The organism is Clostridium beijerinckii, from assembly GCF_018223745.1.
GTDB lineage: Bacteria > Bacillota > Clostridia > Clostridiales > Clostridiaceae > Clostridium > Clostridium beijerinckii.
Genome location: NZ_CP073653.1, coordinates 661,329 through 677,803, shown reverse-complemented (window position 1 = coordinate 677,803; position 16,475 = coordinate 661,329). Strand labels below are relative to the sequence as shown.

Annotated in this window: 14 protein-coding genes; all 14 read right to left on the bottom strand. The window is 29.7% G+C overall.

What is annotated here, in order from left to right:
• Positions 1-6: 6 nt before the first annotated feature.
• The 14 genes from KEC93_RS03270 to KEC93_RS03205 all read right to left on the bottom strand — a co-directional run bounded on the left by KEC93_RS03270 (position 7) and on the right by KEC93_RS03205 (position 16,452).
• A complete protein-coding gene (locus KEC93_RS03270; protein WP_077867745.1) occupies positions 7-807 on the bottom strand; it encodes an ABC transporter ATP-binding protein in 801 nt (266 codons plus the stop codon).
• Entirely contained in the window at positions 804-1,856 is a 1,053-nt protein-coding gene (locus KEC93_RS03265; RefSeq protein ID WP_077867744.1) for an ABC transporter permease, read from the bottom strand. The genes KEC93_RS03270 and KEC93_RS03265 overlap by 4 nt, the downstream gene beginning before the upstream one ends.
• Before the next feature lie 20 nt (positions 1,857-1,876).
• Positions 1,877-2,875: an ABC transporter substrate-binding protein gene (locus tag KEC93_RS03260; RefSeq protein WP_039773258.1), complete on the bottom strand. Its 999-nt coding sequence runs from the start codon at positions 2,873-2,875 to the stop codon at positions 1,877-1,879.
• 634 nt (positions 2,876-3,509) lie between these two features.
• Complete coding sequence (secG, locus tag KEC93_RS03255; RefSeq protein WP_017212495.1) at positions 3,510-3,743, bottom strand: preprotein translocase subunit SecG; 234 nt, start codon at positions 3,741-3,743, stop codon at positions 3,510-3,512.
• A gap of 220 nt (positions 3,744-3,963) precedes the next feature.
• Positions 3,964-5,256, bottom strand: a complete 1,293-nt coding sequence (gene eno, locus KEC93_RS03250) for a phosphopyruvate hydratase (protein WP_011967950.1) — start codon at positions 5,254-5,256, stop codon at positions 3,964-3,966.
• Between the two features lie 388 nt (positions 5,257-5,644).
• Positions 5,645-6,250 (bottom strand): protein kinase family protein, encoded by a 606-nt coding sequence (locus KEC93_RS03245; RefSeq protein WP_023973656.1) that lies wholly within the window; start codon positions 6,248-6,250, stop codon positions 5,645-5,647.
• Between the two features lie 377 nt (positions 6,251-6,627).
• Positions 6,628-8,166 (bottom strand): 2,3-bisphosphoglycerate-independent phosphoglycerate mutase, encoded by a 1,539-nt coding sequence (gene gpmI, locus KEC93_RS03240; protein ID WP_039773257.1) that lies wholly within the window; start codon positions 8,164-8,166, stop codon positions 6,628-6,630.
• Between the two features lie 329 nt (positions 8,167-8,495).
• Positions 8,496-9,242, bottom strand: coding sequence for a triose-phosphate isomerase (gene tpiA, locus KEC93_RS03235; protein ID WP_011967947.1), 747 nt, complete (start codon positions 9,240-9,242; stop codon positions 8,496-8,498).
• Positions 9,243-9,677: 435 nt separating this feature from the next.
• Entirely contained in the window at positions 9,678-10,853 is a 1,176-nt protein-coding gene (locus KEC93_RS03230; protein WP_077304234.1) for a phosphoglycerate kinase, read from the bottom strand.
• Between the two features lie 140 nt (positions 10,854-10,993).
• Positions 10,994-11,995: a type I glyceraldehyde-3-phosphate dehydrogenase gene (gene gap, locus KEC93_RS03225; RefSeq protein ID WP_011967945.1), complete on the bottom strand. Its 1,002-nt coding sequence runs from the start codon at positions 11,993-11,995 to the stop codon at positions 10,994-10,996.
• 71 nt (positions 11,996-12,066) lie between these two features.
• The gene (locus KEC93_RS03220; RefSeq protein ID WP_031275614.1) at positions 12,067-13,128 is read right to left on the bottom strand and encodes a sugar-binding transcriptional regulator; all 1,062 of its coding nucleotides are present in this window, start codon (positions 13,126-13,128) and stop codon (positions 12,067-12,069) included.
• Between the two features lie 370 nt (positions 13,129-13,498).
• Positions 13,499-14,890 (bottom strand): RNA polymerase sigma factor SigL, encoded by a 1,392-nt coding sequence (rpoN, locus tag KEC93_RS03215; protein WP_041894052.1) that lies wholly within the window; start codon positions 14,888-14,890, stop codon positions 13,499-13,501.
• A 243-nt stretch (positions 14,891-15,133) separates the two neighbouring features.
• Entirely contained in the window at positions 15,134-15,970 is an 837-nt protein-coding gene (locus KEC93_RS03210; protein ID WP_065418318.1) for a fatty acid kinase binding subunit FakB, read from the bottom strand.
• Between the two features lie 20 nt (positions 15,971-15,990).
• The gene (locus KEC93_RS03205) at positions 15,991-16,452 is read right to left on the bottom strand and encodes a tRNA (cytidine(34)-2'-O)-methyltransferase (RefSeq protein WP_077304231.1); all 462 of its coding nucleotides are present in this window, start codon (positions 16,450-16,452) and stop codon (positions 15,991-15,993) included.
• Positions 16,453-16,475 lie beyond the last annotated feature (23 nt).

Genomic DNA, 16,475 nt, shown 5'->3' with positions numbered 1-16,475 from the left:
ATAAAACTATAAATAATATTCTAAATCTTTAGGTTTACTTACCAGATTTAATTTTTCAAGTATTCTCTTACGTAGCTTCAAAAAATCATCACTGGTACGATTTCTTGGTCTTCTTAAATTAACATCAATTACCTCTTCAATTTTTCCAGGCCTTGGAGACATTATTACAATCCGATCACTTAAATATACAGCTTCATCAACATCATGAGTAACTAAAATCATTGTGTTTTCTCTTTCTTTCCATAATTCTAGTAGCTTGTCCTGAAGTGCAAATCTTGTAAAGGAGTCTAGCGCTCCTAAAGGTTCATCTAATAATAAAACCTTAGGACTGTTTATAAGCGCTCTAACTAAAGATGCTCTTTGTGCCATACCTCCAGATATTTGATGAGGATAAGATTTTTCAAATCCTTTAAGTCCCGCAATTTCTATATAATGTGATACCTCTTCTTTGTGCTCTTTATATATTTTTCTTGCTCTAAGGCCTGCTGAGACATTATCCTCAATATTTTGCCAAGGAAACAGATTAGCCTGTTGAAAAACATATCCTCTTTCATAACTAGTTCCATTAATTTTTTCACTATCTAAAAATAATTCGCCTTCTTGTGCTTCATCTAAACCTGCAATAAGTCTCATAAGTGTTGTTTTTCCACATCCTGAAGGCCCTATAAAAGATATAAATTCTCCAGATTCAATATTAAGATTTATATTTTTCAACGCTTCAACTTCATTACCATTTACATCAATATAAGTTCTGAAGACATTCTTTACAGTAATTGAACCATAGTTCTTGCTATTTTCTTCTATCATTTTAACAACCCCTTTTGCCATACTAATACCTTATCTCTAATTTTGAATATAATAGCCATTACTATTGAAAAAACAATTGCCATTATTATTATAGAAGCATAAACTTTAGCATAATTAGACCACCCTTTAGCCCAATTAATATACCATCCAAGACCAGCCTTAGCTCCAATCATTTCTGATACCACTAGGGTTGCAAATGAGATTCCTGTAGCTGTATAGATGCCTGTAAAAATTGAAGGCATCGCACCCGGTATTGCTACTTTAAATACTAAAAAATCTTCTTTTGCACCTAGTGTTCTTGCAGCTTCAAAATAAGATTTTGGTAAATTTTCAATTCCTGAAGACGTCATAAATGCAACAGGAAACCATACACAAATTACTATTAAAAATATTTGGGCATAAAAACTTGAAGGGAATATAAACATTACTATAGGAATCCAAGCTGTAGCTGGAACTACCCCAATTATTTTTATTATTGGAAATATCCAATAATGCCACTGCCTGTACCAGCCTATTAATACTCCTGTAGTTGTTCCTAAAATTGTTCCTATTGTAAATCCTATAACTAACAGTCTCATTGAATGTCCGGTACTTATTATTAAAGTTCCATAATCTTCGACCATAACTTGAAGTATTTGAGCAAAGCTTGGAAAGAATGGAAGTGGTAAAGTATTAGATTTTGTTGTTAGTAAGTCCCATATTATAAGCAATATACCTATTCCCGAATACAGTTGCGCATTATGATTAATCTTAGCTTTAATCTTAGAATTAAATAATGCGATTATATTTGTTACTATAAAATACACTATTAAAATTATTAGAAAAAATCTGTAAGGTTCTAAAATTAAATTTTGCTTTAATGGAATTACAAAGCTTACAAGAAGCGCTAAAGCAAAAATTGCAATATTAATAATTCTCCATACTACAGATTTTGGCTTCCAATAAAGAGCATCTAACAATTTCAATCCAATATCTTCTTTATTTCTTTTTAATATAATAATATTTGATACATTTTTTGCCTTCTCAATATTTGCTTCCTGTAAATCCATGTGCACAACTCCTATCTTTTTTAACTCTTTAAAATATCATAATAAGTATCATTGGCAAATTGGGCTGGATCTGTATTATCCTTTAAAAATCCTGTTTTATCTAATTTTTTAACAAAATAACTAATATCATCTTTTGCAGTATCTGTTGTGTATTCAAAATCGTAAGACTTAATAAGCTGTGTTACAAGCTTAACATCATCAGATGCTATATATTTTTTATCTATTTCAAGTTGTGCTGTTTCTTCTGGATGTTCTTTTATCCATGCATCAGCCTTTTGATATGCTCTAGCTATAGCTTTAACTTTATCCGGATTTTCTTTTATTTGATTTTCGCTTGCATATAGAAAACAGCAGCTTTTACCTTTAAACAATGGGTCTGTTGAAATATCAGTTAATACAGTATATCCATTGTTTTCTACAGCTAATGTTCCAAATGGATCCCATGCTGCAAATGCATCAACTTCTCCTTTACTAACAGCTTCATTTAATTGATCTAAAGGATATGGTTTCCATGTTACTTCGGTTTGAGGATTAATTCCAGCATTAGCTAATACAATTGTTGCTACTGACATTGGTGTACCACCAATTTCATCAACACCTATATTCTTACCTTTTAAATCAGCAGCAGTCTTAATTGGTGAATTTGGTGGAAGTACTATTTTTATACATCCTTTGTGTAGCCCTCCAATCACTTTTAAGTTCATTCCTTGTTGTATAGATGGAAACCATTGAAAATCACCATTAGTTACAACAAACTCTCCAGTTGCAAGCCCAGTTTTATTTTCATCTAAGGTTCCACTAACAAGTTCTACATCCAAGCCTTCTTCTTTAAAAAATCCCTTTTCATATGCAACATACGCTGGTGCCCCGCAAACAGCTCCACTAAGTGCTTGTATTTTTAATTTTCCATATTTATATTCTGAATTGACTGCTTGATCTACATTTTTTTGACATCCAGTAACAAAAACACTGATAGCACAAACTAATGTCAGAGATAATAATCTTTTGAATTTACCCATTACTCTTTCTCCCCCTATCTATAAAAATTTTAATTAATTTCTTTAAATATTTATTGCAAACTCAGACCTTAGGTTTCATATAAGTGATTCCAATAACTTATATGAAATCCTAAGATCTTTTTTTAGTATGCTTTGATGCATATAATTTTTACGGAATATCTAGGCATATTATCACCTCCTTAAAGTACTTAATTTTAAATATAGACTTAAATAAAAATCTAAATAGCATAAATATTATTCCTTTATCTATAAGGTGCATTATTAAAAGAAAAGGGCATATTTCCATAGCTATAGAAACATGTCCTCCGGTTTTCCAGTCAGATAACTAAATCTAATTAATTTTTATGCTTTATATTCTTCTCATTTATTCAAGTATGTAGCTATTAAATATCTTTGTAATGCAAAAAGAGGACATATTCAAATTAATGAAAATGTCCTCTGGTTTTCCAGTCAGATAATCTTTTATTTCTTACAATTCCTATATATTTAGTAAAGTATATTAAATATATATCACATTGAATAATTTGTCAATATATATTTGCAATTTTATTAGTATTTATTAAATACTTTAATTTATTTTTTTAGTAAATTTCTCATAAAAAAAAAGCTACCTAAGTAAAGTAGCTTATAGTTATTATTTTATTAAATTTAATAAAACTGTATTAATTGCAAACAACGCCATAAAAATAACTGTTAATCTCACAAGAATTACTTCTTTAGTTCTCGATTTATTTTTTGCAAAGAATGTATCTTTTGTGCTTCCTTGTATTAAACCACTTAACGCATCAGCTTTACTAGGTTGCATATAAACAGTTATAATAGTAGCTAAGCCTAATATTCCTTCAAAAATTAATAATATATTTTGCATAGGTAACACCTCCTATAATGATCAATAACATACGTTTAATAATATCACATTTATTTACTTATTACAACTTATGTAATAAAAATTACATTAAGATCACATTATTTAGAATTTAGAAAAAAGTTATAAGAACTATATTCCTATAACTTTTCCTAATAAACTTTATTATGATTTATCCTTAAGCAACATTACTTCTTACTTAAAAATTATCTTTAATAATAATTTATTTTATATTAAAGAAAGCTTTTCTGCCTCTGTACTCAGCAACATCATTTAACTCTTCTTCAATTCTTAACAATTGATTATACTTAGCAACTCTTTCTGATCTAGCTGGTGCTCCAGTCTTTATTTGACCTGCATTTACAGCTACAACTAAGTCAGCTATAGTTGTATCTTCTGTTTCTCCTGATCTATGAGAAACAACTGCTGTATATCCAGCTCTATTTGCCATTTCTATAGCATTTAATGTCTCTGTTAATGTACCTATTTGATTTAGCTTAATAAGAATTGAATTAGCTACGCCAAGATCAATACCTTTTTCAAGTCTTTCTGTATTAGTAACAAATAAATCATCACCAACTAATTGAACTTTCTTTCCTAATCTTTCAGTTATAAGCTTCCAACCTTCCCAATCTTCTTCTGCCATACCATCTTCAATTGAGATAATTGGATATTTATTAACCCAATCTTCAAAGAAATCAACCATCTCTGCTGATGTTAATGTTCTTCCTTCATGTTCTAATACGTATTTACCATCTTTATAATATTCTGATGAAGCAGCATCAATTGCTATAAAGATTTCTTCTCCAGCCTTATATCCAGCTTTTCCTATTGCTTCAATTATTACATCAAGAGCTTCTTGATTTGATTTTAAGTTTGGTGCAAATCCACCTTCATCACCAATACCTGTTGAATAACCTTTATCATTTAAAATTTTCTTTAATGTGTGATAAACTTCAGCACACATTCTTAACGCTTCACTAAATGTAGGTGCTCCTGCTGGCATTATCATAAATTCTTGTAAATCTACAGAGTTATCAGCATGTGATCCACCATTTAATATGTTCATCATAGGGACTGGCAATACTTTTGAATTAACTCCACCAATATATCTATATAAAGGCATATCTAATGAATTTGCAGCTGCATTTGCAACAGCTAATGAAACTCCTAATATAGCATTAGCACCAAGCTTACTCTTATTGTTTGTTCCATCTAATTCAATTAGCATTTTATCAATGTAAGTTTGTTCAAACACATTGCATCCAATTAATTCTTCTGCAATAATTTCATTTACATTTCTAATTGCATTTAAAACACCTTTTCCTAAAAATTTATCTTTATCACCATCTCTTAATTCTACTGCTTCATACATTCCTGTTGAAGCTCCTGATGGAACTGCTGCTCTTCCAATTGTTCCATCTTCTAAATATATTTCTACCTCTACTGTTGGGAAACATCTTGAGTCTAAAATTTGTCTTGCAACTACATCTACAATTTCTAAATAATCTTTCATTTAATATTACCTCCTCATTTTTATAATTGTATTGAGAATTCTTATCAATATAATTATAATACATAATTTACTAAATAAAAAGCTTTTTATTTCATTTACCATAATATTATTGGTAAAATAATTTAGGAATATTCATATTATTTTTTATGTAAATATAAAACTGACTTATATGATCTAATTAGATCAAAAATCAAACTTACATAACATAACTTATTTGTTTAATTTATATAATTCTTCTTAACATATTATCCGATATAATATTTTATATAAATTCCATTAGAGATTTACTCAAAATGATACTAATGTCATAAAGTTTATAATTGCTTTACTTAAAACTCATTACATTAAATATTCATTTTGAGTTATCTTCTCCTATATCTTTATATATTTAATCATCATCTAATATCGATAAATTTTTTGCCCCACAATATCTTCTAAATTTTAATTCCCATGATGCAGCTTTCTTTGCGTCTATTTTTTTTATACATTCAAAAAATTCATCCAATACACCAACTTTGCATAATCCTTTCATTAAGTGTCTTGGATAATCAACCTTTCTAGTATACGCCTTTTTAGGATCTATTATCATAAGTTTTTCATCCTCTGAGACATAAACATCTTTACATCTTATATCTAATTTCTTAAATTTAAGTCTCTTGAACTCTAATAATAGTTCATATATGTTTCTAACTAATCTTTCACTTAATCCATTTTCCTTAATATGCTTATCAAGCCTTATTCCATCCACCAAGTCCCTTATCACATAGAATTTTCCTCGCTTATACATATAGGGAAAGTATTTTGATCCATTAGTTTTAGCAAGAATACTGCCTTCATCATTACATACCTTTTTCCTCAGAAATATTTTGATAGCTTTTTTATTTGGCAACTCATAAACCACACCATTGTTTCCCTCACCTAGATACTTAGCCTCTCTAAATAATTTTTCTGTATACTCATCAAAATCAGCAGAATATGCAAAATTCTTTTTCATATTATCAATCCTAAATCTTTTTTACTAATATATTAATTTTATGCTTACTTTATGCAATTCTGATTAAATCCTTCTTTAAAATCTTGTCTTTCTTACCTTATCTAAGTAGATTTATATTTAGTCATATATATTTTTAAATTCACACTTACTGATAAAATTCTTGCAATATTTTCAGAATTATCATAAAGAATTATTTTTGCAATATATATCATAAGTTTTAATTCATGAAGCTTATAATTTAGTGTATACAACATTGTTTTTTTAATGACAACTCAAATTTTAATAAAGAAATTTCAAAAAATTATATTTTTTCTAAAATAAAAAACTGCCTGAAACAATTTTAAAATTATTTCAAGCAGCTTTTTTATTAATTAAAATTACTTATTTACTATTAGATTTTCTCCAGTCATTTCTGTAGGAACTTCAAGTCCTAATTGAACTAACATTGTTGGAGCAATATCAGCAAGTTTTCCGTTGCTTAATTTCTTACCTTCAGTATCATTTGCAACCCAAACAAATGGCACTTCATGTGTAGTATGCGCTGTATATGGGGTTCCTGTTGAAAAATCTATCATAGTTTCAGCATTACCATGATCCGCAGTGATAAATAAGCATCCATTCTTTTCTAAAATTTTATCTGCAATCTTTCCTACACATTCGTCAACTGCTTCGATTGCTTTAACTGCAGCCTCAACAACTCCTGTGTGACCTACCATATCTGGATTAGCAAAGTTTAGAATTACCATATCATACTTATCGCTATCTAATCTATCTAGTAATTCATCTGTTACTTCATATGCACTCATTTCTGGTTTTAAATCATAAGTTGCAACCTTTGGTGAAGGTATAACTTTTCTGTCTTCACCTGGATTTTCTTTCTCTACTCCACCGTTAAAGAAGAAAGTAACGTGAGCATATTTCTCAGTTTCTGCTATTCTTAATTGATTTAAGCCCTTATTACTTACATATTCTCCAAGAGTATTACTTAAAGTTTGAGGAGTATATGCAACATTTACTCTTTCTAGAGTCTTATCATATTGAGTCATTGTTACAAAAGTAAGATCTAGAGTTTCTCTCTTGAATCCTGCAAATTCTTTATCATTAATAGCTCTAGTTATTTCTCTTGCTCTATCTGGTCTAAAGTTAAAGAATATAACTGAATCTCCATTTTTAATATTTGCAGTTGGATTACCATTTTCAGTTACAACTGTTGGTAATACAAATTCATCAGTTTTATTATCATGATATGATTTTTCTATAGCTTCAGTTGCACTACTTGCAGTTTCACCTTTTCCTAAAACTAAAGCATTATATGCAAGCTCAACTCTTTCCCATCTATTATCTCTATCCATTGCATAGTATCTACCACTTACAGTTGCAATCTTACCTACCCCTACTTCGGCCATCATCTTTTCAGTTTTTTCAATGAATTCTTGTCCTGATGAAGGTGGAACATCTCTTCCATCCATAAATGCATGAACATAAACATTTTGAACTTCTTCTTTTTTAGCAAATTCTAAAAGACCTCTTAAATGTTCTATATGTGAATGAACTCCACCATCTGATAATAAGCCCATTAAATGTAAAGACGATCCTGTCTTTTTAGCATTAGTCATAGCTAATTTTAATGATTCGTTCTCAAAAAAATCTCCATCTGCTATTGCTTTTGTAATTCTTGTTAATTCTTGGTATACTATTCTACCAGATCCGATATTTAAGTGACCAACTTCTGAATTACCCATTTGACCTTCTGGTAATCCAACAGCTAAGCCACTAGCTTGTAATTGTGAAGTTGGGTATTTTTCGAATAGTTTATCTAAATTTGGCTTTTTCGCTAAAGTTACAGCATTTCCTTCTGATTTTGGTGCAATCCCAAAACCATCTAATATCATTAACATAACAGGTTTTTTTGACATTTCCTATCCCTCCAAATATTTTCACAAAATATACTATAAAATTCTTAGATTTCTTTATTAAATTAATATCTGTAAGTTAACTAAATAAATTTATTTGTTATAAATAGATAATATTAAATATTATCATTTATTATGTTTTACATACTATTAATATCTTAAATTATATTATTTTTTTACACTTAATGCAACTTTATAAAGATTTAAAGTAAATTTATGTTATTATAATATAAATGTTTTATGAATTACTTTAATATCAAATTATTATTTACTTAAAAAAAGCTGTCTTAGTGCGATTTTCGTCATTCTAAGACAGCTTAAAAAATTTAATACTAATAATTAACTATTGCAGCGAAATCAGCTGGAACTAAGCTAGCTCCACCAACTAATGCTCCGTCTATATCAGACATTTCCATTTGTGCTTTTATTGTATTTGGTTTAACTGATCCACCGTATTGAATTCTTGTTTTTTCAGCTGATTCTGATCCATACATTTCAGCAACCATAGCTCTTATAGCTTTGATTGTTTCATTTGCTTGTTCATCAGTAGCAGTTTTTCCTGTTCCAATTGCCCAGATTGGTTCGTAAGCAATAACAAGTTTTTCTACTTGTTCATTAGTTAATCCAGCTATATCAGCTTTTATTTGAGCTTCAATAACTTTATTAGTAGTTCCGTTTTCTCTTTGTTCTAAAGATTCTCCACAACAAAGTATTGGAGTAATATTATGTTCGAAAGCTTTCTTAACTTTTTTGTTTAATGCTTCATCAGTTTCATTGAAGTATTCTCTTCTTTCACTATGACCTAAAACAACATAATCTATTCCCATAGCTTCAAGCATTCCTGGAGCAACTTCTCCTGTGAAAGCTCCACTTTCTTCAAAATGCATGTTTTGTGCAGCAACCTTTATATTTGAACCAGCTACAGCCTTTTTAACAGCATCTAAACATACAAATGTAGGACATACAACTACATCACATGTAGCATCTTTAACTAATGGCTTTAATTCTTCTACCATTTTAACTGCTTCATCAATAGTTTTATTCATTTTCCAGTTTCCTGCGATAATTGCTTTTCTCATTCCACTCACCTCATAATTTTTTTATTAATGAAACTTATAAATTGTCTTAATTATATTATGAATCTATATAAGCTTAAGGAAAGTGATCAAATTTCCTTAAGCTTATTATATATCTACAAAAATTACAAACTAAATATTTAAGAATGGCTCCTTGGCCTTGGACCCACCAAATCCCGTCGAATTTGCTTCCTAAAAAAATAGCTTATTACTTTTTTTGAATATATATTCCCTAACTATTCAAATATCTTACTTAACCATCTAGCATCTTCAAAAATCTATTACTTAAATATAAGAGATATGTTTACACTCTTGTGGATAAGTTCAACTTAAATTCATTAGGGGGCAATCACTACCTATCAAGTTTCACTATATAATCTAACTAAACTTATAAACTTCTTTTGAAAATATTATTTATTCAAAACCAATTATTTAAAATTAGTCGTTTAATGCAGCGATTCCTGGTAATACTTTACCTTCTAAGAATTCTAATGATGCTCCACCACCTGTTGAAATGTGAGTCATCTTATCTCCAAATCCTAAAATATTAACAGCAGCAGCTGAATCTCCACCACCAATTATAGTAGTAGCATCTGCATCAGCCATAGCCTTAGCTACTGCAATTGTTCCTTTATTATAGTTTTCGAATTCAAATACACCCATTGGTCCATTCCAAATTACAGTCTTAGCATCTTTAATTGCATCAGCATATAAAGTTTCTGTCTTTGGTCCAATATCCAATCCCATGTTTCCTACTGGAATATTTTGATCTTCAGTAATTGTAGCTTCTACATCTTTAAATTCTGCAGCAACTCTGTGATCTACTGGTAATAAGAATTTAACTCCTTTTTCAGCAGCCTTAGCAACCATTTCTTTAGCATATTCAAGTCTATCTTCTTCAACTAATGAAGTTCCGATTTCATATCCTTGAGCTTTTAAGAATGTATAAGCCATTCCTCCACCGATAATAATTGTGTTAACTTTATCTAAAAGATTGTTTATAACAGCGATTTTATCAGAAACTTTAGCTCCACCTAAGATAGCAACGAATGGTCTTACTGGACTTTCAACTGCATTTCCTAAGAATTTTAATTCTTTTTGGATTAAGTATCCACATACAGCTGTATCTAAGTAATCAGTTACACCAACAGTTGAACAGTGAGCTCTATGAGCTGTTCCAAATGCGTCATTAACAAATACATCAGCTAATGAAGCTAATTCTTTAGAGAATTCTGGAATGTTCTTAGTTTCTTCTTTTCTGCATCTTGTGTTTTCTAATAAAACGATGTCTCCATCTTTCATTTCTGAAACTGCTTTTTTAGCGTTTTCGCCAACAACTTCTTCATCTCTAGCAAAAATAACTTCTTTCCCTAGCATTTCGCTTAATCTTGTAGCTACTGGTGCTAATGATTTTGAAGCATCTTTTCCTAAATGTGAACAAAGAATAACCTTTGCACCTTTTTCTACTAAATATTTAATAGTTGGAAGAGCTCCTACCAATCTATTTTCATCAGTTATAGCTCCATCTTTAAGTGGTACGTTAAAGTCACATCTTACTAGTACTTTTTTTCCACTTACTTCAATATCTTCAATTGTTTTCTTATTGAAATTCATTTATTTTCACCTCTGATATTTATTTTATTGATTATTCCTTCATTTTAAAATAGTCTGGCTTTATAGCCTTATACTACAAAACCAGACTTATTTACTTTAACATAAATTTGCGCTCTTTATGTTCTAAGATATAATTCAAATTACTTTAAGTTAGCGAAGTATCCTAAAGTTCTGATTAATTGGTTAGTGTATGACATTTCGTTATCGTACCAAGCAGCTACTTTAACTAATTGTTCTCCATTAACTTCCATAACTTTAGTTTGAGTACCATCGAATAATGAACCGAAGCTGCTTCCGATTATATCGCAAGAAACTATTTCATCTTCAGTGTATCCGAAAGATTCAGTTGCAGCAGCTTTCATAGCAGCGTTAACTTCATCTACAGTAACTTTCTTAGATAAAGTACAAACTAATTCAGTTAATGAACCAGTGATTGTTGGAACTCTTTGAGCACCACCATCTAATTTTCCAGCTAATTCTGGAATAACTAATCCGATTGCTTTAGCAGCACCAGTTGAGTTAGGAATGATAGAAGCTGCAGCAGCTCTAGCTCTTCTTAAATCACCTTTTCTGTGTGGAGCATCTAAAGTATTTTGATCGTTAGTGTATGAGTGAATTGTAGTCATGAAACCTTTTGTTAATCCAAAATCATCACTTAATACTTTAGCCATTGGAGCTAAACAGTTAGTAGTACATGAAGCACCTGAAATAACTGTATCTTCTGCCTTTAAGATGTCGTGGTTTACATTGTAAACTACTGTTGGTAGATCATTTCCTGCAGGAGCTGAAATAACAACTTTCTTAGCACCAGCTGCGATATGAGCTGAAGCTGATTTCTTTGATGCAAAGAATCCAGTACATTCTAAAACGATATCTACGTTTAATTCTCCCCATGGTAAGTTTTCAGGCTTAGCATCAGCAGTAACCTTAATTTCTTTTCCATTAACTACGAAAGCTCCTTCTTTAACTTCGATTTCTCCATCGAATCTTCCTTGAGCTGAATCATATTTAAATAAATGAGCTAACATTTTAGCATCTGTTAAGTCGTTGATTGCAACCACATTAAATTCAGGGTTGTTAATCATTAATCTTAAAGCTAATCTTCCTATTCTTCCAAAACCATTAATTGCTACGTTTACCATTACAATTACCTCCTAATAATGCTTTTCTTTTTTATAAAAATAAATTTTACAAACTAATTTAATAACTGAATTTAACTATTTAGTTTACTTAATATTCCTTTGGCTGCTGCCTCATCTGTAACTAAAACACCATCATTGTCGTTATATTCAGTTGCAATAATTGACTCTACTTTATTTTTCCCACCTGCTACTGCAATATGTGTTTTTATTTTTCTTGCTTCATTAATTTTAATTCCAATTGCGGTAGTTTCTGAGATTATTTTCGAATCTTTATTAAAATAACATCCAAATGCTTCTCCAACAGCTCCATTATTAATCAAATTATCAATTTCTTGCTGTGGCACACCTCTTTTTCGAGCCATTTGCACCGCGTTACCTATACCATAAATTAGTACATCTGCCTTATGTATAGTATCTATAACAACTTTTACTGCCTCTTCTTTAAGCAAGGTGCCTATTATATCTAGACTCAAATTTTCTGAGATGTGAAGCATCTTATAAGTACCATTTAATTTTTTTGCCAAAGTGGCTGCTAACGTATTGGCCTGGGTTTCAACCTTTTTCCCCATTCCACCTCTAGCTGGTACTACTTGTATCTGAGATAAATTTGTTACTCTTGGAAAAGCTTCTACAACTTCTTTTAAAGTGCTCCCTCCTGTTAATGCTATAATAGAATTATCTTTTAGCACATCTTTAACATAATTAGCACATGCTTTTCCTAAATCCTTTAAAACTAAAGGATTTTCTTCTACATCTCCTGGGACTATGATTACTTTTTTTAAGTTAAGAGAAGATTGTATTTTCTTTTCAACTTCTGAAAGACCTTTTATTTCATGAATGAAATCATTTAGTTTGTGTATAATCTCTACGCCTTCACTTGTAACTGTCATTCCAGAAGTATTTATCTCAATTAAACCTTGTTCTTTTAAAAAACCTATTTCTGTTCTAACTGTTCTTTCACCAACATTTAACATATCAGCGAGTACTCTTCGTCCTATAGGTTGATTATGAAAGATTGTTCTGAGTACGTTATACCTTTTCTCCAATGTATTTACAAGCTCAGGAACTATCTTCTTTTGTAATTCTAATATTTCCTGCAACTCAAACACTCCTTTGGTCACTACGTGTCCCATATCATTTCATTACGTCCCACATCTATTATTATAAAACACCTTTTTGAAATTTTAAAGTCTTTAGGAAAACTTTTTTTATAATATTTCAAAAAAAACAAAAAAAACCTAACAAAATAAATTATTAGCAAACTTTTTTCTAGTTTTATACAGCGTTTCATATTTAATATTATTACGCTTAATAATAGCTATGTGAAATAGTATTTTTGAATTCAAGAACCATTTTATCAACTGTCAATATTAATTACAGAAAAAGTAATCATGAACTTTATATATTACTATACTCAAAGTTAACATATTCTTAAAACGTAATTGAATATTGACAATTGAATTTTTAACATTAAAATTTTAAAGTAATTATTTTATGGAATTTTTATAATCTCTTCCTTGCAGAAGATGATTTAATACCTAATTCCTCTCTATATTTTGCGACAGTTCTTCTAGATATATTCATATTTTTTTCTACTAACATAGAACTTATTAGTTGATCTGACAAAGGCTTACTTTTATTCTCTTCTTCTATTATTTTCTTTATTTCATTTTTTATTTTTGAAGTTGCCATATCTTCATTATTATTTGAGGATAACCCACTTGCGAATAAATCTTTTATTTTAACTGTTCCATAACTTGTTAAAACATATTTATCTTTAATTGCTCTACTTACAGTAGATTCATGAAGATTGATTATTTCTGCAACTTCTTTTAATGTCAAAGGTTTTATATACTGTCTTCCAAACTTAAAGAAATCATTTTGCTTTTCAACAACACATTCTAACACCTTATATAATGTATTTTTCCTTTGCTCTATTGACTTAATTAAGAAAAGTGCTTGATTAATTTTTTCCTTAACGTAAGTGTTTGTTTCTGAATCTTGATTATTTCTTAAAACATCTCTATATGTTTTATTTATCATAAGTCTTGGCAAAACACTTTCATTCATCAAAATGAAAAATTCACCATCAACATTCTTTATTTCAGCATCAGGAATTATATAATTAACCTCTTCTCCTGTATAAAATCCTCTTGATGGTTTAGGTTCCAGCTTTTTTATTAAATCACCATATCTTTGAGCTTCTCTTGGATTTATATTAAGGTCCTTTGCCACAGTTTCATATTTATTTTCTGCAATATTTTCTAAATGATTTAAAATTATCTTTTCTATTACATCATCTAAAATATTTAATTTTAAGCTCTGGATAAGCAGACATTCCTTGATATTCCTAGCACCTATTCCATATGGTTCCAACGCCTGTACCACTTCTAATGCCTTATTAACTATCTCTTCAGGTATATTCAATTCTTCTGCAAGTTCTCCTGTTGATATTTCCAAATAGCCTCTATAATCCAATGATTCAACAATATAATTACATATATCTAACATATATTGATCTATGTCGGCTTCAATCAACTGCTCTTGTAAATATTCTTTTAGTGATACTTTTTTCTCAATGAAATTTAATGGCGAAACTTCTTCATTAGAATAATTTGTTTCTGATCTATCCTTGTAATTATCAGAATATAATTCTTCAACTAATTTTTTATGATCGTATTTGTCTTCTATATTAACGTCTCTGTTTATCTGTTCATCATCATATGAGCTTATTTCCTCATTAACCTCTAACACTGGATTTTCCGAATATTCATTGTCAATATATTCTCTCAAATCATGAAGAGACATTTGTAAAAGCTTTATGGATTGTTGCATATTTTGAGTGAGTACTAATCTCTGTTCCTGGGTCATCTTCATGTTATAATCCAAATTCATAAGTTTCCTCCTTATAATTTATATAAATTATTTTTAATTAAACGTATTCATTAAATTTATTGAAGTGATCTCTCTTTCTATTAGTATACCTCCTATTCTGTAAATATTGCAAGTCCACTATATGTAACTATGAAAATTAGGTCTGGTAAAATAAATATAAAAACATGCTTATATACTACTTATATCAACTATGTTTAAATATAAATTGTAGCTAAAAGCATGTTTTTTATTTATTAATTAAATTTATTTATTTAAAAAAACTAATCCACAGCAGCCAGGTCCAGAATGTATACATACAGTTGATCCAACTGGACATTCAATAAAGTTAACACCATTGTCCTTCATATATGTTCTAAGTGCTTCCTTTACTTCAATATTATTTACGTCAATCAATATTACAGGCACTTCATCATCTAACGTCGCGTTTTCTAAATCACTAATAATTTTCTTAATCGCCTTTTTATTTCCTCTAATTTTATCTTTAACTGACATTATACCATCTTTTATTTCAAGTATTAATTTTATTCCAAGCATTCCACCAACCATGCCAGCAGTTTTTGAAATTCTTCCGCCTCTCACGAGGTATTCTAAAGAATCAAAGTAAACTGAAAGCTTAACTTTATTTCTAATGCTATTTAATTTTTCTTCTACTTCTGAAATATTATAACCATTTTCTCTGAGCTTAACAGCTTTTAATACAAGTATTCCTAAAGCGGCTGTTACATTCTGAGAATCAACAACTATTATATCTTGGCTTTCTAGCATTTCCTTAGCAATACATGCCGATTGGTATGTTCCACTCATCACAGAAGACATATGAATTGATATAATTTTATATCCTTCCGCTAAGTACTTCTTATATATTTCAACAAATCTATTCGGAGTAACTTGAGCTGTAGTTGGAAGTATATTTTCATTTCTAATTCTTTCAAAAACTTCATCCGTATTTATCTCAACGCCATCTAGATAACTTTCTTCACCAAAGTTTATCAATAATGGCAAAACTTCTATATCGTATTTCTCATATATATCTTTTGGCAGATCAGCAGTGCTATCTGTTATAATTTTTATCTTTTCCATATATCTTCATTCCTCTTCAATTATTTCATATTAGGAAATCCTATCTGCCTTAAAGCTTCATAAGCCACTATAGCTACTGTATTCGATAAATTTAAACTTCTAGTACTTGATTTTATCATTGGAACCCTAAATCCAATATGCCTATTATGCACCTCTTCAGGAACTCCACTAGATTCTCTTCCAAACATTATAAAATCCCCTTCTTTGAAGGAAATTTCATCAAAATGCGTTTCTCCATGTGTAGTGGATAAATATATTGTTTTATCACCATATTTTTTCAAGAATTCTTCATAGCTATCATGTATTTCTAGATCTAAATCTTTCCAATAATCTAAACCTGCTCTTCTCACTTGCTTTTCATTTATTTCGAACCCAAGAGGTTTTATTAAATGCAACTTGCTGCCTGTTAAAACACAAGTTCTTGCAATATTTCCAGTATTCTGAGGTATCTCAGGTTCATATAATACTATATTTAAATTCAAAACGTCACCTTCTCCTATTTTGT